We start from the raw sequence: 21,490 nt of genomic DNA, 5'->3' as shown, positions 1-21,490 counted from the left end.
AAAACCGAGTGGCCCGGCAAGCAAAACTCGCGCGCAGCCGAGGCCGCAGCACGGCCGGGGGTCGGGTGGTTCGACCTTCTCGCCCCAGGTCACGGGCTTGGACCACCGGCGCGCGAGGTGAAGCCGGTTCGCGGACCAAAACCCAACTAGCCAGGCGAGCAAGCCCGCGTGGTGCGCCCGCCAAAACCGAGTGGCCCGGCAAGCAAAACTCGCGCGCAGCCGAGGCCGCAGCACGGCCGGGGGTCGGGTGGTTCGACCTTCTCGCCCCAGGTCACGGACTTGGACCACCGGAGTGGCCCGGCCAGCAAAACCCGCGCATCCGAAGCCGAGGCACGGCTAGTGGCGGGGTGATTCGACCTCATCGCCCCAGGCCACGGGCTTGGACCACCAGCGCGCCAAGTGAAGCCGGGCCACGGACCGGTAGCCAAGAGGCCAGGTGGGCAAGCCCACGCGCAGCCGAAGCCGACGTGCCGTTCGGCCTCATCGCCCCAGGCCACGGGCTTGGACCACCAGCGCGCCAGGTGAAGTCGGGCCACGAGCCAAAGCCCAGGTGGCCAGGCCACCAAACCCGCGCAGGCGAGGCTGGCGTGCAGAGTGGGCGACCTCGTCACCCGAGGGCGCGACCAGACCAGCGGTGCCTGCCTCAAAACCGGGACAAAAGCCCCAACAACCAGCTGATCACGGCTGAATCCGAGTGCAACGGCGGCTGGAACCGACGTGGTTCGACCTCACCCCGCAGGTCCGCGGCCGACACCACCCGGACTCAAGCCCGAGACACCACCACCCGAGCCGAGCGGCCACCCGAACGGGCGAGCGAAACCCCACCCGTCCATGGCACGTGGTGGTCGCCTCAGGCGGCGACGGTGATCTCCAGCGCGGCGTGCCCGGCTTCGGTCAGCTCGGCGGGCACGCGGCCCGCGGCGTCCTGCACGGCGGGGCGGATGTAGCCGCCGTGGGCGAGGTTGTGGGCGGTCATCTGGTCGCAGCAGGCGAAACCGTCGATGAAGAGGTCGGGCTCGCTGCTCGTGGTCATCTCCGCGCGGTGGGCGGCGACCGCCCTGAGCATCGCCATCGCGCGGTGCGTCAGCTCGACTGCCGCGCCTTCTGAACCGGACACCGGTACCGACCTTCTTCCTGGTGGAGCCACTTACTCGGAGTCATCGTCCGCTGGGCCGAATGTGTTAACAACCACATCGTATTAGGCCGAAGTTGTGACGTTCACTAGGCCTCGCCGGTTCCGGACAGTCGCAACTCCAAAGTGTGGGCCCACTCCCGCACGATCTGGCGCCGGCGGCGGGCGTCGTCGGTGAGGAGGTTGGCGAGGCCGAGACCGCGGGCCAGGTCCAGGGTGGCCTGGACCAGCTCGCGGACCCCGGGCTTCGCCTCGTCGACGCCCAGCAGCTCCACCGTCACGCGGTGCGCCTCGCGGCCGACGCGAGCCTCCAGCGGCACGAGGGTGCCGCGCAGCTGCTCGTCGGACGACGCGACGGCCCACAGCTGCAGCGCGGCGCGGAACATCGGCCCGGTGTAGAGGTTCAGCACCATCTCCACCACACCGAAGATCCGCGACGCCGTCGGCAGCCCGTCGGCCTTCGACCGCAGCTCGGTGATCTGCGATTCCCCGAGCAGCTCCACGGCCGCCGCGACGAGGTCCTCGCGCGTCGGGAAGTGGTGCTGCGCCGCGCCGCGCGACACGCCGGCACGTTCGGCGATCACGGCCACCGTGACGCCGTGCCAGCCCCGCTCGCCGATGCAGTCCATCGCGGCCTCGATCAGCCGACGCCGAGTGGTACGGCTGCGCTCCTGCTGCGGTTCCCGGAGCATCAGGCCGGATCGACCCAGAAGTCGAGCTGCAGGTCCGCTTCCGACGAGCCGATCCGGTACTTCGACAGATCGGTGACACCTTCGGCCGCGAGCACCTCGTCGTCCAGGAAGAAGTTGCCGGTCGTCGAGCGGCTCGGCCGGGTGAGGATCGCGTACGCGGCGTCGGCCATGATCTCCGGCGTCCGGCTGCGGTTGGCCAGCTCGGCGCCCACGACGTTGCGGATCGCCGCGGTGTCGATCGTGGTGCGCGGCCACAGCGAGTTCGCCGCGATGCCGTCCTTCTTCAGCTCCGCCGCGAGCCCGACCGTCACGAGGCTCATCGAGTACTTCGCGATGCTGTACGCGAGGTGCCCGGCCGTGAACCACTTCTCGTCGAGGCTGATCGGCGGCGACAGCGTGAGCACGTGGGGGTTCGCCGACTTGCGCAGGTGCGGGATGGCCAGTTTGGACAGCAGGAAAGTGCCGCGCGCGTTGATGTCCTGCATGAGGTCGTAGCGCTTCATGCTCACCTGCTCGGTGGGCGTGAGGTCGATCGCGCTCGCGTTGTTCACCACGATGTCGATCCCGCCGAACTGCTCGACGGTCTTCGCCACGGCGGCGGCCACGCCCTCGTCGTCGCGGACGTCGCCGAGGATGGGCAGCGCCTTGCCACCCGCCTTCTCGATGGCCTCGGCGGCGGTGTAGATCGTGCCGGGCAGCTTCGGGTGCGGTTCGGCGGTCTTGGCCAGCAAGGCCACGTTCGCGCCGTCGGCGGCCGCGCGCAGGGCGATCGCCTCGCCGATGCCGCGGCTGCCGCCGGACATGATGATCGTGCGACCAGCCAGGGATTTTTCGGACACACTCACTCCTAATAGGACTTCGGCAGCCCGAGGGTGTGCTGCCCGACGAAGTTGAGCACCATCTCGCGGCTCACCGGCGCGATCCGTCCGAGCCGCACCGCGGTCACGAGCGTGCCGAGGCCGTATTCGGTCGCGAGCCCGTTGCCACCGTGGGTCTGCACGGCCTGGTCCACGGCGTGGATCGCGGCCTCCGCGGCGGCGTACTTGGCCATGTTGGCCGATTCGCCCGACGCGAAGTCGTCGCCGGAGTCGTAGAGCGAGGCCGCCTTCTGCGTCATCAGCTTCGCCAGTTCCAGCTCGATCTTGATCTGCGCCAGCGGGTGCGCCAGGCCCTGGTGCGAGCCGATCGGCGCGCCCCACACCTGGCGCTCGTTGGCGTACGCCACGGCCTTGTCGAGCGCATAGCGCGCGGTGCCGAGCGAGAACGACGCGCCCATGATGCGTTCGGGGTTCAGCCCCGCGAACAGCTGCGCGATCGCCGCATCCTCCTCGCCCACCAGCGCTTCGGCCGGCAGGTGGACGTCGTCGAGGAACAGCCCGAACTGCTTCTCCGGCGAGACCAGGTCCATCTCGATCTGCTTGAACTCGAAGCCCGGCGTGTCGGTGGGCACGATGTAGAGGGCGGGCTTGAGCCGGCCCGTCTTCGCGTCCTCCGTGCGGCCGACCACGAGCACCGCGTCGGCCTCGTCGACGCCGGAGATGAACACCTTCCGTCCACTCAGGACCCAGTCGCTGCCGTCGCGGCGCGCCGTGGTGGTGATCTTGTGCGAGTTGGACCCGGCGTCGGGCTCGGTGATGGCGAAGACCATCTTCTTGCTGCCGTCGGAAAGCCCCGGCAGCCACTGCTTCTTCTGCTCGTCCGTGCCGAAGCGCGAGATCACCGTGCCGCAGATCGCCGGCGAGACGACCATGAGCAGCAACGGCGAGCCGGCGGCGGCGAACTCCTCCAGCACCGCGGCGAGGTCGGCGATGCCCGCGCCCCCGCCCCCGTACTCCTCGGGCAGGTTCACGCCGAGGTAGCCCAGGCGGCCGGCCTCGTCCCACAGCTCGACGGTCTTCTCGCCCGAGCGGGCCTTCTTCGAGTAGTACTCGTGCCCGTACTTGCGCGCCAGTTCCGCGGCCGCCTTGCGCAGCGCCACGCGCTCCTCGGGCTCGACGAAGTTCATCGCGTTCATGCTCGTTCTCCCACCACAGCCAGAATCGTGCCGACCTCGACCTGCAACCCGACCTCCACCGGCAGCTCGGTGACCACGCCGTCGGCGGGGGCCGCGATCCGGTGCTCCATCTTCATCGCCTCCAGCCACAGCAGCGGATCCCCCGCCGCCACGGCGTCACCCACGCCCACCGCGAGCCGCACCACCGTGCCCGGCATCGGCGCGACGAGCGAGCCCGCCGCCAGCGCCGCCGACGGGTCGGCGAACCGCGGCTCGGCGGTGAAGGCCACCGAGCCGAGCGCGGAGTCCACAAAGGAAACGTTGCCGTGCCGGGCGACCGCGAACGTGCGCCGCAGCCCGGCCACGTCGAGCACCACCCGGCCGGGCTCCGCCGAGACCAGCCGCACGTCGTCGTAGCCCTCGGCCCGCAGGCCGTCCCGGGTGAGCGAGTACAGGACCTCGTGGGTCGTGTCCCCGCGCGTGAACACCTTGCGCTGGCCCGCCGAACGCACGTTGCGCCAGCCGCTGGGCAGCCGGCCCAGTGTCGTCGCGGCCGCGCGGTTGCGCGCCGCGTCGGCCAGCGCGGCGGCGAGCGCGGACAGCTTCTCGGCGTCGCCGCCGACCAGCGGCCTCGCCAGCGTGTCGAGGCCGTGGCGGTCGAAGAACGCCGTGTCGGTCTCGCCGGCCAGGAAGGCCTCGTGCCGCAGGACGTTCACGAGCAGGTCGCGGTTGGTGACCACCCCGTGGATCTTCGCCCCGGCCAGCGCGGTGGCGAGCCGGCGGGCGGCCTCGTCACGGGTCGGGGCCCACGTGATCACCTTGGCGAGCATCGGGTCGTAGTGCACGCCGACGACGGACCCGCTCTCCACGCCGGAGTCGAGCCGCAGCCCGGCGCCGTGCGTGAACTCGCGGTCGACACCGGGCACCTCGAAGGTGTGCAGCGTGCCGCTCTGCGGCTGCCAGCCCGCGGCCGGGTCCTCGGCGTAGAGGCGGACCTCGATCGAATGACCTTGGGGCGCAGGCGGTTCCGGCGGCAGCTTCGCGCCCTGGGCCACGGAAAGCTGCAGTGCCACGAGGTCGAGGCCGGTGACGTTCTCGGTCACCGGGTGCTCCACCTGCAGCCGGGTGTTCATCTCCAGGAAGTAGAACCGCCCGTCGGGACCGGCGAGGAACTCGACCGTGCCGGCGCCGACGTAGTCGATGGCCGACGCGGCCTTGCGCGCCGCGTCGAACAGCTCCGCGCGCATCGCTTCGCCGACGAACGGCGACGGCGCTTCCTCCACCACCTTCTGGTGCCGGCGCTGAATGGAGCACTCCCGCTCCCCCACCGCCCACACCGTGCCGTGGCTGTCGGCGAGCACCTGCACCTCGATGTGGCGGCCCGTCTCGAGGTAACGCTCGCAGAACACCGTCGGGTCGCCGAACGCGGACCCGGCCTCGGCCCGGGCGCTCTCGACGGCCTCGGTCAGCTCGCCCAGCTCCCGGACCACCCGCATGCCGCGACCGCCGCCACCGGCGGAAGCCTTGACCAGCAACGGCAGATCCGCCTCGGTCACCGAGGCCGGGTCCAGTTCGGACAGCACCGGCACGCCGGCGGCGGTCATGATCCGCTTCGACTCCACTTTGGAGCCCATCGTCTCGATCGCCACGGGCGGCGGGCCCACCCACGTGAGCCCGGCGTCCAGCACCGCCCGCGCGAACGCGGCGTTCTCGGACAGGAACCCGTAACCCGGGTGCACGGCGTCGGCGCCCGCGTCGGCCGCGGCCTTCACGATCAGTTCCGCGCGCAGGTACGTCTCGCCGGGCGCGTCACCCGGCAGGCGGACGGCGACGTCGGCCTCGCGCGTGTGCGGGGCCGCCGCGTCGGCGTCGGAGAACACGGCCGTCGTGCCGATGCCGGCGTCGCGGCAGCTGCGGAACACGCGCCGGGCGATCTCGCCGCGGTTGGCGACCAGCAGGTTGTGGATCACGACTGCACCCCTACATCCGGAAGACGCCGAAGCCACCCTCGGCGCCCTTCACTGGTCCGTTGTGGATCGCCGACAGGCTCAGGCCGAGCACCGTGCGGGTGTCGCGCGGGTCGATGATGCCGTCGTCGTAGAGCATGCCGGAGAGGAACATCGGCATCGACTCGGCCTCGATCTGGTTCTCGACCATCGCGCGCATCGCCGCGTCGTTCTCCTCGCTGTACTCCTGCCCCCGGCCGGCGGCCGCGGCACGAGCCACAATGGACAGCACGCCGGCCAGCTGCGCCGGGCCCATCACCGCCGACTTCGCGCTCGGCCAGGCGAACAGGAACCGCGGGTCGTAGGCGCGCCCGCACATGCCGTAGTGCCCGGCACCGTAGGACGATCCCATGAGGACGGACAGGTGCGGCACCTTCGAGTTCGACACCGCGTTGATCATCATCGCGCCGTGCTTGATGATGCCGCCCTGCTCGTACTCCTTGCCGACCATGTAGCCGGTGGTGTTGTGCAGGAAGACGAGCGGGGTGTCGATCTGGTTGGCCAGCTGGATGAACTGCGCGGCCTTCTGCGACTCCTCGCTGAAGAGCACGCCCTGCGCGTTGGCCAGGATCCCGACGGGGTAGCCGTGGATGTTCGCCCAGCCGGTGACGAGGCTCGAGCCGTAGAGCGGTTTGAACTCGTCGAAGTCGGAGCCGTCGACCACCCGGGCGATCACCTCGCGCGGGTCGAACGGCACCTTGAGGTCGCTCGGGACGATGCCCAGCAGGTCCTCGACGTCGAACAGCGGCTCCGCGTAGTCGCTCCGAGGCGCCGGCCCCTTCTTGTGCCAGTTGAGCCGCTTGATGATGCTGCGGCCCAGCCGGATCGCGTCCTGCTCGTCGGCCGCGAGGTAGTCGGCCAGCCCCGAGGTGCGGGCGTGCATCTCGGCGCCGCCCAGCGACTCGTCGTCGGACTCCTCACCGGTCGCCATCTTGACCAGCGGCGGGCCGCCGAGGAACACCTTCGCGCGCTCCTTGACCATCACCACGTAGTCGGACATGCCCGGCAGGTACGCGCCACCCGCGGTCGAGTTGCCGAACACGAGCGCGACGGTGGGCACCTTCGCCGCGGAAGACCGCGTGATGTCGCGGAAGATGCGGCCGCCGGGGATGAAGATCTCTTTCTGCGTCGGCAGGTCCGCGCCGCCGGACTCGACGAGGTTGATCACCGGCAGGCGGTTCTGCGCCGCGATGTCGGCCGCGCGGAAGCTCTTCTTCGTGGTCCACGGGTTGCTCGCGCCGCCCTTGACCGTCGGGTCGCTCGCGGAGATCAGGCACTCCACGCCCTCGACCACGCCGATGCCGGTGATCACGCTCGCGCCCACGCGGTAGTCCGAGCCCCACGCCGCCAGCGGCGAGAGCTCCAGGAACGGCGAGTCCTCGTCGATGAGCAGCTCGATCCGTTCTCGAGCCAGGAGCTTGCCGCGCTTGCGGTGGCGCTTCACGTACTTCTCACCGCCGCCGGCCACGGCCTTGGCGTGCTCGGCGTCGATCTCGGCGAGCTTCTCGAGCATGGACTCCCGGTTCGCGGCGAACTCGCCGGCCCGTGTGTCCACAACAGACCTCAGTGCGGTCATGCGGTGTATCCCAATCGCTTCGCGGCCAGGCCGGTGAGGATCTCGGTGGTGCCGCCGCCGATGCCGAGGATGCGGACGTCACGATAATGGCGCTCCACCTCGGACTCGCGCATGTACCCGAGCCCGCCGTGCAGCTGCACGGCCTCGTTCACCACCCATTCGGCGGCCTCGACGGCGGTGTTCTTGGCGAAACAGGCTTCGGCGATCACTTCTTCGCCGGAGACGTGGCGCACGGCGGTCTGGCGCGTGTACGTGCGCGCGACGTCGGTCTTGCGCGCCATCTCGGTGAGCTTGTGCTGCACCACCTGGCGCGAGATGAGGGGACGGCCGAACGTCTCGCGCAACCGGCACCAGTCGAGCGTGAGGTCGAGCGCGCGCTGCGCGTGGGCGTAGGCCTGCACGGCGAGCGAGAGGCGTTCGGTCACGAACTGCGTGGCCACCTGCGCGAAGCCGCAGTTCTCGGCGCCCACCAGGTTCTCCACCGGCACGCGGACGTCCACGTAGGACAGTTCGGCGGTGTCGGAGGCGGCCCAGCCCATCTTCTCCAGCTTGCGCGAGACCGTGAACCCGGGCGTGCCGCGTTCGACCACCAGCAGGGAGATGCCGTGCGCGCCGTCGGCACCCGTGCGGACGACGGTGGTCACGAAGTCGGCGCGGCAGCCGGAGGTGATGAACGTCTTGGCTCCGTTGACCACGTACTCGTCGCCCTCGCGCACGGCGGTGGTGCGGATGCCGGCGACGTCGGACCCGCCGTCGGGCTCGGTGACGGCCAGCGAACCGATCTTGGTCCCGGCCAGCGTCGGGCGCACCCAGCGTTCGACCTGCACCGGATCCCCGGCCTCGGCGATGTGCGGCACGGCGATGCCACACGTGAACAGCGACGCGAACAGGCCGCCGGAGCCGCCCGCGTAGTGCATCTCCTCGGCGACCACGAGCGAGTCGAGGTAGTTGCCGTCGCCGCCGCCCACGGACTCGGGGAACGCGACGCCCAGCAGCCCGAGGTCTCCGGCCGTGCGGTGCAGCTCACGCGGCAGCTCGCCCGCGCGTTCCCAGTCGTCGAGGTGCGGCAGCACGTCCTTCTCCACGAACCGCCGCACGGTCGCGCGCAGCTCCTTGCGCTCCGGCGTCGCGAACGGGTCCACGATCACAGCAGCGCCTCCGGCACGTCGATCTCGCGCGCCCGTAGCCATTCGCCGAACGCCTTGGCCTGCGGGTCGAACCGCGCCTGCGAGGCCACGCCCTCACCGAGGATGTCCTCGACCACGAAGTTCATGGCCCACAGGTTCGGCAGCAGGTGCCGGGTCACGGGCAGCGGGGCCGTCTCCGGCAGCAGGAGGCGGAACTCGGTGACGGTGAGCCGGTGCACGAGCCAGCGCCACGCCGCTTCCGAGCGCACCCACACGCCGAGGTTGGCACTGCCGCCCTTGTCGCCGCTGCGCGCGCCGATCACGCGGCCGAGCGGGACGCGGCGCACCGGCCCGTCCGGCAACGGCTCGGGCAGCGCGGGTTCGTCCACTTCGGCGAGTGCGAGAGTCCGGGTGGACGGCGCTATGTCGACACGTCGACCGTCGGGCAGCACCGCGCTGTGCGGTACCTCGGCAGCGTCCACGAAGGCGGCCGAATAGACGCCGTACGGCGAGGCGTCCGACGGCGGCGCGGTTACGTGGAAGCCGGGGTAGCTCGCGAGCGCCAGCTCCACCGCGGCGCCGCTGAACGCGCGGCCGGCGATCTTCGGGTCGGCGTCCTTCACCGCGACGTGCAGCAGTGCGCTGGCCTGTTCCTCGGTGTCGGCGTCACGGTGGTCCGTGCGCGCGAGCGTCCAGCGGACCTCGGCGGGCGGCTGCCGTTCGAGCGCCGTCTCCAGCTGCTCACGCACGAGCGCGGCCTTCTCCTCGATGTCGAGGCCGGTGAGCACGAACGTGGTCTCGTTGCGGAACCCGCCGAGCCGGTTCAGCGCGACCTTGAGCGTGGGCGGCGGGGCTTCGCCGGTCACGCCGCTGATGCGCACGCGGTCCGGGCCGTCCTCGGCAAGCGCCAGCGTGTCGAAGCGGGTGGTGACGTCGGGGTTCGCGTAGCGGGCACCGGTGATCTCGTACAGCAGCTGCGCGGTGACCGTGCCGGTGTTCACGACCCCGCCGGTGCCGGGGTGCTTCGTGATGACGCTGGTGCCGTCGGCGTGGATCTCGGCGATCGGGAACCCGGGCAGGCCGATCGGCTGCTCGCGGAAGAACGCGTAGTTGCCGCCGGTCGCCTGCGCGCCGCACTCGATCACGTGCCCCGCGGCGACGGCGCCGGCCAGCTCGTCGTAGTCCTCCCGCGTCCAGCCGAAGTGCGCGGCGGCGGGCCCGACGATCACCGAAGCGTCGGTGACGCGGCCGGTCACGACCACGTCGGCACCGGCGTCGAGGCACTCGACGATGCCCCACGCGCCGAGATACGCGTTGGCGGTCAGCGGTTTCCCGAACCCGAGCTCGTCGGCGCGCCCGATCAGGTCGTCGCCTTCGACGTGCGCGATCCGCACGTGCACGCCGAGCTTCGCGGCCAGCTCGCGCAACGCCGCCGCCAGGCCGGCGGGGTTGAGGCCACCGGCGTTGGCGACGATCTTCACGCCTTTTTCCTTGGCCAGCGCGAGGTTCTCCTCCATCTGGCGCAGGAAGGTCTTGGCGTAGCCGCGTTCGGGGTCCTTCATCCGGTCGCGGCCGAGGATGAGCATGGTCAGCTCGGCGAGGTAGTCGCCGGTGAGCACGTCGAGCGGCCCACCCGTCAGCATCTCGCGCACGGCGGAGAACCGGTCGCCGTAGAAGCCCGACGCGTTCCCGATCCGGATGGGCGCCCCGGTCGCGCGGCTCACGCGAACTGCCCCGGCTTGCGGCCGTGGCCGGGAGGGCCCGCGAACGCCTGCGCGATGGTGAGCCACTCCTCGACGTCGGCGCCGGTCGCGACCAGGTCCGTGTCCGCGGGGTGGCGGCGCTGCGTGATGACCAGGCAGAAGTCCACGGCACTGCCGGTGAGCCGCTGCTCGGCGTCCTCGGGCCCGAACGCCCACGTCGTGCCGTCCGGCGAGGCCAGCTCCACGCGGAACTCCTCGGGCGGCGGGGCCAGCGAGTTGAGCTTGAAGGCGAAGTCGCGCGTGCGCGTGCCGAAGCGGGCGATGTGCCACAGCCGGCCGGTCGGCTGCCGGGCGAGCCCCAGCGCGTCGACCACGTCCTGGCCGTGGGCCCACGTCTCCATCATCCGCGCGGTGGCCATGGACGCGGCGCTCATCGGAGGGCCGTACCACGGCAGCTTCTGCCCGGCCGGCACCGCGGCGAGCGCTTCGGACAGCGCCGTCCGCCCGGCGCGCCACTGCGCGAGCAGCTCCTCCGGCGGCGCGGCGGCGGCCTCCTCGGCGGCGAGGTCGACGTAGTTCTCCCCCACGCTCAGCAGGTGCTCGACCTCGGCCTGCCACTCCTCGGGCCGGGCCGCGGCGATCAGCGCCTTCGAGTCCGTCCAGGCCAGGTGCGCGATCTGGTGCGCGACCGTCCACCCTTCCGCCGGCGTCGGCCTGGCCCACCCCTCGGGCGGCAGCCCGGCCACCACGTCGTCGATCGCCTGCGATTCGGCCGCCAGATCCCCGAGGATCACGCCGAGATCAGCCATCCTGCGCCTCCATGCGTCCTCTCGTGAGCACCGCGCGCTCAGCCCCACCCTCGCACCCCCACCGCGGAAAAATCAAGCGCGCCTGATTGTTTTCTCCCGATTGAGCACGACGCCACTATTGACACATTGCCAGTAGAATCCCGTTGTCCTACCGTTCCAGCCATGAGCCCCTACGCGGACATCACCTACGAGGTCGCCGACCGGATCGCGACGGTCACGCTGAACCGGCCCCAGGCGCGCAACGGGTACACCGTGCGGATGGCCGACGAGCTGGGCGACGCCATGGACCGCGCCGACCGCGACGAGGACGTGCGCGTGGTCGTGCTCACCGGCGCCGGCAAGGACTTCTCCGTGGGGGCCGACCTCTCGTCCGGCGGGTTCGACTTCGAGCTCGGCGAGGGCCCGCCCGACGGCTGGCAGGAGCCGGCGGGCCGCTGCTCCAAGCGGATCTTCACGATGAACAAGCCCGTGATCGCCGCGTTGCGCGGCGCGGCGGTGGGCGGCGGCATCACGATCACGCTGTCGTGCGACTACCGGTTGGCGGCCGACGACGCGAAGTTCGGGTTCGTGTTCACCCGCCGCGGGATCTACCCCGAGGGCGCGTCGGCGTGGTTCCTGCCCCGGCTCGTCGGCATGGGCACGGCCGTGGACTGGATGGTGAGCGGACGCGTCTTCGGCGCCGAAGAGGCGTTGCGCAAGGGGCTGGTGCACAGCGTCCACCCGCCGGAAGCCGTGCTGGAGAAGGCTTACGAGCTCGCGCGCGACCTCGTGGCGAACACCGCGCCCGTGTCCGTCGCCGTGACGCGCCAGCTGCTGTACCGGATGGCGTCGGCCCCGTCGCCGTTCGAGGTGCACGAGGTGGACTCGAAGCTGATCGGCGGGATCGCCACCAACCCGGACTCGATCGAGGGCGTGCTGTCGTTCCTCCAGAAACGCCCGGCGGAGTTCAAGCTCCGCGTCGACCACGACCTGCCGCCCTACCTCCCCTGGATCGCGGAATGACCGCCTACCCGCCCGAACCGTGGCACCTCGCGGGCCAGGCGCAGCTGTCCGTGTGGCTGCTCCCGGCCGGCAAGCTTCCCGAACTGCCCGAAGGCGTCGAACCCGTCGCCACCGGCGGGCACGCCGCGGTGTTCACCGCGTGGATCGACTACCGCTCCCCCGGGCAGCTGAGCTACCACGAGCTGCTCGCCGCCGTCGCCGTGCGCGGCGGGATCACCGCGTCGATCACCGACATCTGGGTCGACAGCGAGGTCTCGCTCGCGGGCGGGCGCGAGCTGTGGGGCATCCCGAAGGACCTCGCGACGCTCGAGTTCATCGGTGACCGCGAGTTCACCGCGGCCACCGCGGACGGCTGGATCGCCACCGCCGCGTTCTCCCGCCGCGCCGGGCTGCCGGTCACGCTGCCCGCGCGGTTCGAGATCGCGCAGACGCTCGGCGGGCGGCTCAAGCGCAGCCCCGTCACCTCACGCGCGAAGCCGCACGCGGCCGCTGCCGACTGGTCCGTGAACCCCGCCGGACCACTCGGCTTCCTGGCCGGACGTCGCCCGATCGTGAGCGCCGGCCTGCGCGACTTCACCCTCGTCTTCGGCGGCTGAACCGCCCCCGACCAGCCGCTCTGAGTGATCGACTAACCCGCGAGGGTGAGCCCACGACACGCCACCCCTTGGGGCACGTGCGAGCCCGAACCCCTAGATGTAGTCTCTGTGGACCGGCAGCCCCCAGCGACGGGGAGACCGCTCAGGAAGGGCAGCCGGGCCGATTTGAGAAACCGCAGCGCACGGCCTTGTGCGGCCGTGCGCCGATGAAGCGCGCCCATTTTCGACTTTGTTGGAGACCCGCATGTCAGTGGAAACCGGTCAGCGTCCGCCCTCATCGGCGGACTCGGCACCGAGCGCGGTCCGTGTGATCCGGCGCGACGGCAGCGTGTCGCCGTTCGACGCCGGCAAGATCAGCGTGGCCCTCACCAAGGCCTTCCTCGCCGTGGAGGGCGGCGACGCGGCCGCTTCCTCGCGCGTGCACCACGTCGTCGCCGAGCTGACCGAGCAGGTCGAGGCATCCCTGCTGCGCCACGCCGGCCCCGAGACCGCCCTGCACATCGAGCAGATCCAGGACCTCGTCGAGCTCGCCCTGATGCGTGGTGAGCACCACAAGGTCGCCCGCGCCTACGTGCTCTACCGCGAGGAGCGGTCGAAGGCCCGCGAGGCCGCCACGCCGGCGCCCGCCGAGGCCGCGATCAGCGTCAAGGGCACCGACGGCTCGCTGCGCCCGCTCGACTGGGCCCGCGTGTCCCACGTGGTGGGCGAGGCCGTGGCCGGGCTCGAGGACGTCTCCGCCGAGCCGGTGCTGGCCGAGGCCAAGCGCAACCTCTACGACGGCATCAGCGCCGACGAGCTCGCTCTCGCGCAGATCATGGCCGCCCGCGTGCTCGTCGAGCAGGAGCCGAACTACTCGTACGTGAGTGCGCGGCTCCTGCTGGACAAGCTGCGCGGAGAGGCCCTGAGCTACCTGGCCGGCCGCCAGCGCCAGGCCAGCCAGGACGAGATGACCGCCGAGTACCCCGCGTACTTCCGCACCTACCTGCGCCGCGCGGTCGAGCTGGAGCTCGTCGACGGCGAGCTGCTCACGTTCGACCTCGACAAGATCACCGCGGCCATTCACGCCGAGCGTGACCTGGACTTCGGCTTCCTGGGCCTGCAGACGCTGTACGACCGGTACTTCCAGCACCACAACGGCACGCGCTTCGAGCTGCCGCAGGCGTTCTTCATGCGCGTGGCCATGGGCCTGGCCATCCGCGAGGACAACCGCGAAGCCCGCGCGATCGAGTTCTACGAGCTGCTCTCCACGTTCCACTTCATGGCCTCGACGCCGACGCTGTTCAACTCGGGCACCACGCGCGCCCAGCTCTCGTCGTGCTTCCTGACCACTGTGGACGACGACCTGGACTCGATCTTCCAGGCGTACAAGAACAACGCGCTGCTGGCCAAGTACTCGGGCGGCCTCGGCAACGACTGGACCCCGGTCCGCGGCCTCGGCGCCCACATCAAGGGCACCAACGGCCAGTCGCAGGGTGTCGTGCCGTTCCTCAAGATCGCCAACGACACCGCCGTCGCCGTGAACCAGGGCGGCAAGCGCAAGGGCGCGGCGTGCGCATACCTCGAGACGTGGCACGTGGACATCGAGGAGTTCCTCGACCTGCGCAAGAACACCGGTGACGACCGCCGCCGCACGCACGACATGAACACGGCCAACTGGGTGCCGGACGAGTTCCTGCGCCGCGTCGAGGCCGACGCGCAGTGGACCCTGTTCTCCCCCAACGAGACGCCGGACCTGCACGACCTCTACGGCAACGCGTTCGCCGAGCGCTACCGCGAGTACGAGGCCGCCGCCGACCGCGGCGAGATCAAGGTCTTCCGCCGCCTGCGTGCCGTCGACCTGTGGCGCCGCATGCTGACGATGCTGTTCGAGACCGGCCACCCGTGGATCACGTTCAAGGACCCGTGCAACCTGCGCTCGCCGCAGCAGCACGTCGGCGTGGTGCACTCCTCGAACCTGTGCACCGAGATCACGCTGAACACCAACATCGACGAGGTCGCGGTCTGCAACCTCGGCTCGGTGAACCTGCTCAAGCACGTCACGCCCGAGGGCCTGGACACGAAGCGCCTCGAGAAGACCGTGCGCACGGCCGTCCGCATGCTCGACAACGTGATCGACATCAACTTCTACACGATCCCGGAGGCGCGCCGCTCCAACCTGCGCCACCGCCCGGTGGGCCTGGGCATCATGGGCTTCCAGGACGCGCTGTTCGAGCTCGGCCTGCCGTTCGCCTCCGACGGCGCGGTGAAGTTCGCCGACGAGAGCATGGAGCACATCTCCTACTACGCGATCTCCGCGTCGACCGACCTGGCCGAGGAGCGCGGCCAGTACCAGTCGTTCGAGGGTTCGCTGTGGAGCCGCGGCATCCTGCCGATCGACTCGATGCAGCTGCTGATCGACGCGCGCCAGGGCGACGCCCTCGCCGTCGACACCTCCACGACGCTGGACTGGGCGCCGCTGCGCGAGCGCGTGAAGACCGTCGGCATGCGCAACTCCAACGTGATGGCGATCGCGCCGACCGCGACGATCTCCAACATCTCCGGCGTCGGCCAGTCGATCGAGCCGCTGTTCCAGAACCTGTACGTGAAGTCGAACATGTCGGGTGACTTCACCGTGGTGAACCCGCACCTGGTCAAGAGCCTCAAGGCCCGCGGCCTGTGGGACGAGGTCATGGTCAGCGACCTGAAGTACTTCGACGGCAGCCTCGGCCAGATCGACCGCGTGCCGGACGACCTCAAGGCCCTCTACGCCACCGCGTTCGAGATCGAGTCGAAGTGGATCGTGGACGCCGGCTCGGTCCGGCAGAAGTGGATCGACCAGGCGCAGTCGCTGAACCTCTACATCGCGGCGCCGAGCGGGCGCAAGCTCGACGAGCTGTACCGCTACGCCTGGCACAAGGGCCTCAAGACCACGTACTACCTGCGCGCACAGTCGGCGACGCACGTGGAGAAGAGCACCCTGCGCGGCACCGACGGCAAGCTGAACGCGGTCTCGGCCGCCCCGGCCGCCACCGCTGCCGCTCCGGCCGAGGCGGCCGCCCCGGCGCCTTCGCCCGCGCCGTCGCCGTCGCCGTCGGCCGCCGTGCCGGCGAGCCCCGCCGCGGCCGTGCCCGCCGCGGTTCCGGCCGCCAAGCCCGCCGAGCCGAAGGAAATGCCGAAGGTCGACGACATCGACTTCGTCGCCACCGAAGGCGCCTCCTGCCGCATCGACGACCCCGACTGCGAAGCCTGCCAGTGACCTCCTCGCCAGTGGTGCCGCCGGCGAGAACCGGCCGCACCGCCGGCGAGCCTTTTCTTGGAGCCTCTAGATGACCAACGTGGAGACCACGGACGCCACCGGCCTCGGCGCGATCGAGGTCGGCGCCGCCCGGATCAACGTCGACGACAAGCGCATGATCAACGCGCGCGCCGACGTGAACCAGCTGCTGCCCATGAAGTACCGCTGGGCGTGGGACAAGTACCTCGCCGCGTGCAACAACCACTGGATGCCGACCGAGGTCGCCATGCAGGCCGACATCGCGCTGTGGAAGTCGCCGGACGGCCTGACCGAGGACGAGCGCCAGATGCTCAAGCGCAACCTCGGCTTCTTCGCCACCGCGGAATCCTTGGTGGCCAACAACATCGTGCTCGCGGTGTACCGCCAGATCACCAACCCCGAGTGCCGCCAGTACCTGCTGCGCCAGGCGTTCGAGGAAGCCGTGCACACGCACACCTTCCAGTACATCTGCGAAAGCCTCGGCCTGGTCGAGGGCGAGCTGTTCAACATGTACCGCGAGGTGCCGTCCATCTCCGAGAAGGACGCGTGGGCGCTGAAGTACACGCAGAACCTCGAGAACCCGGACTTCGAGACCGGCACGCCGGAAGCCGACCAGGCGTTCCTGCGCGACCTCGTGGCGTTCTACGTGATCTTCGAGGGCATGTGGTTCTACACCGGCTTCGCGCAGATCCTCTCGCTCGGCCGGCGCAACAAGATGGTCGGCATCGCCGAGCAGTACCAGTACATCCTGCGCGACGAGTCGATCCACCTGAACTTCGGCATCGACTGCATCAACCAGATCAAGATCGAGAACCCGCACCTGTGGACCGAAGAGTTCCAGGCGGAGATCCGGCAGATGCTGACCGACGCGTGCGAGCTGGAGGTCCGCTACGCGCGCGACACCATGCCGCGCGGCATGCTGGGGCTGTCGGCGCAGTTGTGCGAGCAGTACATGCACTTCATCACCGACCGGCGCGCCCAGCAGATCGGCCTCGCGCCGATCTTCGGGGAGACGGAGAACCCGTTCCCGTGGATGTCGGAGGCGATGGACCTGAAGAAGGAGAAGAACTTCTTCGAGACCCGCGTGATCGAGTACCAGTCGGGTGGCGCGCTCGACTGGGATTGATCGGCTGCGGGGCCCGATCCCGGTCTCCGGGATCACAGCGGACGTCGTGCCGCCGGAAGCCCCGACCCCGCTAGGCTCGGCCACGCCACTGGTTCGCCAGGGCGTGGCCGAGCTTTTTCCGGTCGTGTCCCGGTGAGGCAACAGGGAACCCGGTGTGAATCCGGGACTGCCCCGCAGCGGTGAGTGGGAACGAAAGCCGTCACCACGAAGTTCGTGGTCGAGCACTGGGCGAGACGCCCGGGAAGCGACGGCGAGTAGGCGCGAGCGTTGCGCCCACGAGTCCGAAGACCTGCCCGTGGTACGTGCGCCGACGGCGTGCGTGAGTCCGGGCCCCGTGGGACACGGCCTGACCGAACGCGGCTCTCGCGTGCCCGGGCTCGTCGAGCGAGCTCGCGAGGAGAGAGCCTGTGACCACCATCGGCACCACCGTCCTGGGATACCCGCGCATCGGAGGAGACCGGGAGCTCAAACGCGCCCTGGAGCGCTACTGGGCGGGCACCGCCGGCGAGGCGGAGTTGCTCGCCACCGGCCGCGGACTGCGCGCGCGGACGTGGTCGCGGCTGCGCGACGCGGGACTGAAATCGGTCCCCTCGAACACCTTTTCCCACTACGACCACGTGCTCGACACCGCCGAGCTGTTCGGCGCGCTGCCCGAGCGCTTCACGCGCCTGGGCCGATCACCGCTGGACACGTACTTCGCCGCCGCGCGCGGGGTGCAGCACGAACCGGCGCTCGAGATGACGAAGTGGTTCGACACCAACTACCACTACCTCGTGCCCGAACTGGGGCCGGAAACACGGCTCCGGCTCGCCGGCACGAAACCGCTCGACGAGGTGCGCGAGGCCCGGGAGCTGGGCGTCGAGACGCGGCCGGTGCTCGTCGGCCCGGTCACGTTCCTGCTGCTCGCCAAGGCGGTACAGCCCGGCTTCGAGCCGTTGGAGCTGCTCGACGAGCTGCTGCCCGCGTACGCGGCGCTGCTCAGCGCGCTGAACGCCGAGGGCGTCGAGTGGGTGCAGCTCGACGAGCCGGCGTTCGCCGGCGACCGCACCACGAAGGAGCTCAACGCGCTGACCCGCGCGTACCACGTGCTGGCCAAGGCACAGGACCGGCCGAAGCTGCTCGTCGCCGGGTACTTCGGCGCCCTCGGCCGCGGGCTGGGCGTGCTCGCCCGTTCCCCCATCGAGGCACTGGCCGTGGACCTCGTCACCGACGCGTCCTTTGTGGACGCTGTGGCGGCGGAAGGCGCGTTGCGCGACAAGGAGGTGCTCGCCGGCGTCGTCGACGGGCGCAATGTGTGGCGCACGGACCCGGACCGCGCGCTGGAGCACGCGGCCCGGCTGGCGGGCACCGCGCAGCACGTGAGCATCGCGACGTCGTGCTCGCTGCTGCACGTGCCCTACGACGTCGAGGCCGAGAACCTCGATTCACGGCTGAAGAGCTGGCTCGCGTTCGCCGACCAGAAGGTCGCCGAGGTCGTGCTGCTCGGGCGGGCGCTGCGCGGCGAGCGGGTGGACCTGTCGGCGGCGCGGGCGGCCGTCGCGGACCGCGCGACGAACCCGGTGGACGTGGCCGTGCGGGAGCGACTGGCGGCGCTGACACCGCAGGACGCGGTGCGTGAGCCGTACGAGCGGCGAGCGGCCGTGCACCAGGAGTCGCTCGGCCTGCCGCCGCTGCCGATCACCACGATCGGCTCGTTCCCGCAGACCACCGACGTCCGCAAGGCCCGCGCCGCGTACCGCGCGGGCACGCTCGACGAAGCCGCGTACGTGGCCGCCATGCACGCCGAGATCGACCGCGTGGTGCGGCTGCAGGAGGAGCTGGGCCTCGACGTGCTGGTGCACGGCGAGCCCGAGCGCAACGACATGGTGCAGTACTTCGCCGAGCAGCTCGCCGGGTTCGCCTCGACCGAGCACGGCTGGGTGCAGTCCTACGGCTCGCGCTGCGTCCGCCCGCCGATCCTCCACGGCGATGTCTCGCGCCCGCGGCCGATGACGGTGCCGTGGGCGCGGTACGCGCAGAGCCGCACGGCCAAGCCGATCAAGGGCATGCTGACCGGCCCGGTCACGATCCTCGCGTGGTCGTTCGTGCGCGACGACCAGCCGCCGGCGGACACGGCGCTGCAGGTCGCGTTCGCGATCCGCGACGAGGTGACCGACCTCGAAGCCGCGGGTGTGCGCGTGATCCAGGTCGACGAGCCGGCGCTGCGGGAGCTGCTGCCGCTGCGCGCGGCCGGGCACGCGGCCTACTTCGGCTGGGCGGTGCGCGCGTTCCGGGTCGCGACGGCCGGTGCCGCCGAAGGCACCCAGATCCACACGCACATGTGCTACTCGGAGTTCGGAGAGGTGCTCTCGGCGATCGACGGCCTCGACGCCGACGTGACCAGCATCGAAGCCGCGCGCTCGAAGATGGAGGTGCTCGCCGACCTGTCGGCCGTCGGGTTCGCGCGCGGCGTCGGCCCCGGCGTCTACGACATCCACTCGCCGCGCGTGCCGGGCGTCGAGGAGGTCGCGGACCTGCTGCGCACGGCGGCGGCCGCCGTGCCCGCGCGCCGGCTGTGGGTGAACCCCGACTGCGGCCTCAAGACGCGCCGCTACGCCGAGGTGGAGCCCGCGTTGCGCCACCTCGTCGCGGCGGCCCGCCAGGTCCGCGCCGAACAGGACTGACCAACCCCGAACAACCCCGAGCGACGGTGCCGGGCGGCGCGAACCACCGCCCGGCACCCGATCTTCGTCAAGGATCACCCGGATGGAGCCGGCGGAAGGTATTGTCATTCGGTCAACAACGCGGCACGGTGGAGGCCGGACCGGGTTTCCGCCAGCGAAGGCAGGTCGCCATGACGAGCGCAGCCGGCAAGGTCGGCAGGGTCGCCGAGAGCCTGCGTGAGCGCGTGCCCACGCTCACGTCGATGCCGCTGCCCCGCACCGTCGACCAGCGCTGGCAGGCCGTCACCTACCCCGTGCGCGAGCTCGCGGCGCCGCCCGCCGGCAGCGGCCTCAAGCCGGTGCTGGGCGACGACGGCCCGCCGGTCGTGGGCCACGCGCTGGAGATGATGCGCTTCGGCCTGGACTTCAGCTTCAGCCGCTACGAGAAGTACGGCCCCATCTCGTGGATGGGCGGCTTCGGCCGCCGGATCGTGTCGCTGTCCGGCCCCGAGGCCACGCAGATCGCCCTGGTGAACAAGGACAAGGCGTTCTCGCAGGAGGGCTGGAAGTTCTTCATCGAGAAGTTCTTCGACCGCGGCCTCATGCTGCTCGACTTCGGCGAGCACCACCTGCACCGGCGGATCATGCAGAGCGCGTTCACGCGCGAGCGGCTCGTCGGCTACGTCGGGCAGATGGGCCCGGCCCTGCGCGCCGGCGTCGAGGCGTGGCCCGGCGGCACGCGGCCCCGGCTGTACTGGGCGCTCAAGCAGCTCACACTCGACGTGGCGACCCGCGTGTTCATGGACATGCGCTCGCCCGACGACGCGATGCGGATCAACCGCGCGTTCGTGAACACCGTGCGCGCGGGCACGGCACTGGTGCGCTACCCCGTGCCCGGCGGCCGCTGGTCCGCGGGCCTGCGCGGCCGGAAGCTGCTGGAGCGCTACTTCGGCGAGACCCTGCCGGAGAAGCGCCGTGCGGGCGGCGACGATCTGTTCGCGGCGCTGTGCACCGCCACCACCGAGGACGGCGACCGGTTCACCGACGCGGACATCGTGAACCACATGATCTTCCTGATGATGGCGGCACACGACACCACGACCATCACCAGCAGCGCCATGGGCTACTACCTGGCCAAGCACCCGGAGTGGCAGGAACGCGCCCGCGCGGAGTCGCTCGCGCTCGGCGACGACGTGCCGGACATCGAGGCACTGGAAAGCCTGGAAACGCTCGACCTCGTGATGAAGGAGTCGCTGCGGCTGCGGGCCCCGGTGCCGTCGATGGCTCGCAAGACCACCAAGGACACGGAGGTGCTCGGTCACTTCATCCCCGAAGGCACGCTCGTCGGCGTCTCGCCGACGCTGAACCACTTCACCCCTGACTGCTGGACCGACCCGATGCGCTTCGACCCCGAGCGGTTCGCCGAGCCGCGGCGCGAGGACAAGTCGCACCGGTTCGCGTGGATGCCCTTCGGCGGCGGCGCGCACAAGTGCATCGGGCTGCACTTCGGCAGCCTCGAGGTCAAGGCGCTGATGCACGAGATGCTGCGGACTTTCCGCTGGTCGGTGCCCCAGGACTACACCGCACGCTGGGACTACGTGTCGTTGCCGGTCCCCGCTGACGGACTGCCGGTGCGCCTCGAATATCGTTGACGGTCATTGCGGGAGGCGGGGAGCCGACTGTGCCGGCCCAACGGAAAATCGGACGAACCGGAAAAACACGTTCGAGCACTCAAGGTGACATCACGTCACCATTTGTGTAGGAGTCATCACTCGTTCAGCCGGTAGACACCCCGTTTCGCGCATGATGCCGTGGCATCACTCACGGCCAACT

Annotated in this window: 15 protein-coding genes and 1 riboswitch; of the genes, 6 read left to right on the top strand and 9 right to left on the bottom strand. The window is 70.6% G+C overall.

Annotated elements, in window-relative coordinates; genetic code table 11:
- Nucleotides 1-850: 850 nt before the first annotated feature.
- From AB0K15_RS10170 to AB0K15_RS10130, 9 genes are all read right to left on the bottom strand, one after another.
- Nucleotides 851-1,117, bottom strand: a complete 267-nt coding sequence (locus tag AB0K15_RS10170; RefSeq protein WP_364047815.1) for a hypothetical protein — start codon at nt 1,115-1,117, stop codon at nt 851-853.
- A gap of 104 nt (nt 1,118-1,221) precedes the next feature.
- Complete coding sequence (locus tag AB0K15_RS10165; RefSeq protein ID WP_364047813.1) at nt 1,222-1,824, bottom strand: TetR/AcrR family transcriptional regulator; 603 nt, start codon at nt 1,822-1,824, stop codon at nt 1,222-1,224.
- Complete coding sequence (locus AB0K15_RS10160; RefSeq protein WP_364048008.1) at nt 1,824-2,627, bottom strand: NAD(P)-dependent oxidoreductase; 804 nt, start codon at nt 2,625-2,627, stop codon at nt 1,824-1,826. Before AB0K15_RS10160 ends, AB0K15_RS10165 begins: the two co-directional genes overlap by 1 nt.
- A 44-nt stretch (nt 2,628-2,671) precedes the next feature.
- Complete coding sequence (locus AB0K15_RS10155) at nt 2,672-3,838, bottom strand: acyl-CoA dehydrogenase family protein (protein WP_364047811.1); 1,167 nt, start codon at nt 3,836-3,838, stop codon at nt 2,672-2,674.
- Nucleotides 3,835-5,787, bottom strand: a complete 1,953-nt coding sequence (locus AB0K15_RS10150; protein WP_364047809.1) for a biotin carboxylase N-terminal domain-containing protein — start codon at nt 5,785-5,787, stop codon at nt 3,835-3,837. The genes AB0K15_RS10155 and AB0K15_RS10150 overlap by 4 nt, the downstream gene beginning before the upstream one ends.
- A gap of 10 nt (nt 5,788-5,797) precedes the next feature.
- Complete coding sequence (locus AB0K15_RS10145; protein ID WP_364047807.1) at nt 5,798-7,399, bottom strand: carboxyl transferase domain-containing protein; 1,602 nt, start codon at nt 7,397-7,399, stop codon at nt 5,798-5,800.
- Entirely contained in the window at nt 7,396-8,544 is a 1,149-nt protein-coding gene (locus AB0K15_RS10140) for an acyl-CoA dehydrogenase family protein (protein WP_364048006.1), read from the bottom strand. The genes AB0K15_RS10145 and AB0K15_RS10140 overlap by 4 nt, the downstream gene beginning before the upstream one ends.
- Complete coding sequence (locus AB0K15_RS10135; RefSeq protein ID WP_364047805.1) at nt 8,544-10,250, bottom strand: acyclic terpene utilization AtuA family protein; 1,707 nt, start codon at nt 10,248-10,250, stop codon at nt 8,544-8,546. Before AB0K15_RS10135 ends, AB0K15_RS10140 begins: the two co-directional genes overlap by 1 nt.
- Nucleotides 10,247-11,038, bottom strand: coding sequence for a TIGR03084 family metal-binding protein (locus tag AB0K15_RS10130; RefSeq protein WP_364047803.1), 792 nt, complete (start codon nt 11,036-11,038; stop codon nt 10,247-10,249). Before AB0K15_RS10130 ends, AB0K15_RS10135 begins: the two co-directional genes overlap by 4 nt.
- A gap of 162 nt (nt 11,039-11,200) precedes the next feature.
- Between AB0K15_RS10130 and AB0K15_RS10125 the strand changes: the two genes are divergently transcribed.
- From AB0K15_RS10125 to AB0K15_RS10100, 6 genes are all read left to right on the top strand, one after another.
- Entirely contained in the window at nt 11,201-12,040 is an 840-nt protein-coding gene (locus tag AB0K15_RS10125) for an enoyl-CoA hydratase-related protein (RefSeq protein ID WP_364047801.1), read from the top strand.
- Nucleotides 12,037-12,636, top strand: coding sequence for an acetoacetate decarboxylase family protein (locus AB0K15_RS10120; RefSeq protein ID WP_364047799.1), 600 nt, complete (start codon nt 12,037-12,039; stop codon nt 12,634-12,636). Before AB0K15_RS10125 ends, AB0K15_RS10120 begins: the two co-directional genes overlap by 4 nt.
- A gap of 244 nt (nt 12,637-12,880) precedes the next feature.
- Nucleotides 12,881-15,871, top strand: a complete 2,991-nt coding sequence (locus AB0K15_RS10115; RefSeq protein WP_364047797.1) for a ribonucleoside-diphosphate reductase subunit alpha — start codon at nt 12,881-12,883, stop codon at nt 15,869-15,871.
- 70 nt (nt 15,872-15,941) lie between these two features.
- Entirely contained in the window at nt 15,942-17,015 is a 1,074-nt protein-coding gene (locus tag AB0K15_RS10110; protein ID WP_364047795.1) for a ribonucleotide-diphosphate reductase subunit beta, read from the top strand.
- Nucleotides 17,016-17,128: 113 nt separating this feature from the next.
- A riboswitch (cobalamin riboswitch) is annotated at nt 17,129-17,327 on the top strand.
- Between the two features lie 95 nt (nt 17,328-17,422).
- On the top strand, nt 17,423-19,678 hold the full coding sequence (gene metE / locus AB0K15_RS10105) for a 5-methyltetrahydropteroyltriglutamate--homocysteine S-methyltransferase (protein ID WP_364047793.1): 2,256 nt from the start codon (nt 17,423-17,425) through the stop codon (nt 19,676-19,678).
- A gap of 170 nt (nt 19,679-19,848) precedes the next feature.
- A complete protein-coding gene (locus tag AB0K15_RS10100) occupies nt 19,849-21,309 on the top strand; it encodes a cytochrome P450 (protein WP_364047791.1) in 1,461 nt (486 codons plus the stop codon).
- Nucleotides 21,310-21,490 lie beyond the last annotated feature (181 nt).

Source organism: Amycolatopsis sp. NPDC049253, assembly GCF_040678995.1.
Taxonomy (GTDB): domain Bacteria; phylum Actinomycetota; class Actinomycetes; order Mycobacteriales; family Pseudonocardiaceae; genus Amycolatopsis.
This window is presented reverse-complemented; position numbering and strand designations above follow the sequence as displayed.

Excerpts from the sequence above, each read along its gene's own strand:
- AB0K15_RS10165 (WP_364047813.1), bottom strand. The coding sequence starts at position 1,824 with ATGCTCCGGGAACCGCAGCAGGAGCGCAGCCGTACCACTCGGCGTCGG.
- AB0K15_RS10160 (WP_364048008.1), bottom strand. The coding sequence starts at position 2,627 with ATGTCCGGCGGCAGCCGCGGCATCGGCGAGGCGATCGCCCTGCGCGCG.
- AB0K15_RS10155 (WP_364047811.1), bottom strand. The coding sequence starts at position 3,838 with ATGAACGCGATGAACTTCGTCGAGCCCGAGGAGCGCGTGGCGCTGCGC.
- AB0K15_RS10145 (WP_364047807.1), bottom strand. The coding sequence starts at position 7,399 with ATGACCGCACTGAGGTCTGTTGTGGACACACGGGCCGGCGAGTTCGCC.
- AB0K15_RS10130 (WP_364047803.1), bottom strand. The coding sequence starts at position 11,038 with ATGGCTGATCTCGGCGTGATCCTCGGGGATCTGGCGGCCGAATCGCAG.
- AB0K15_RS10125 (WP_364047801.1), top strand. The coding sequence starts at position 11,201 with ATGAGCCCCTACGCGGACATCACCTACGAGGTCGCCGACCGGATCGCG.
- AB0K15_RS10120 (WP_364047799.1), top strand. The coding sequence starts at position 12,037 with ATGACCGCCTACCCGCCCGAACCGTGGCACCTCGCGGGCCAGGCGCAG.
- AB0K15_RS10115 (WP_364047797.1), top strand. The coding sequence starts at position 12,881 with ATGTCAGTGGAAACCGGTCAGCGTCCGCCCTCATCGGCGGACTCGGCA.
- AB0K15_RS10110 (WP_364047795.1), top strand. The coding sequence starts at position 15,942 with ATGACCAACGTGGAGACCACGGACGCCACCGGCCTCGGCGCGATCGAG.
- AB0K15_RS10100 (WP_364047791.1), top strand. The coding sequence starts at position 19,849 with ATGACGAGCGCAGCCGGCAAGGTCGGCAGGGTCGCCGAGAGCCTGCGT.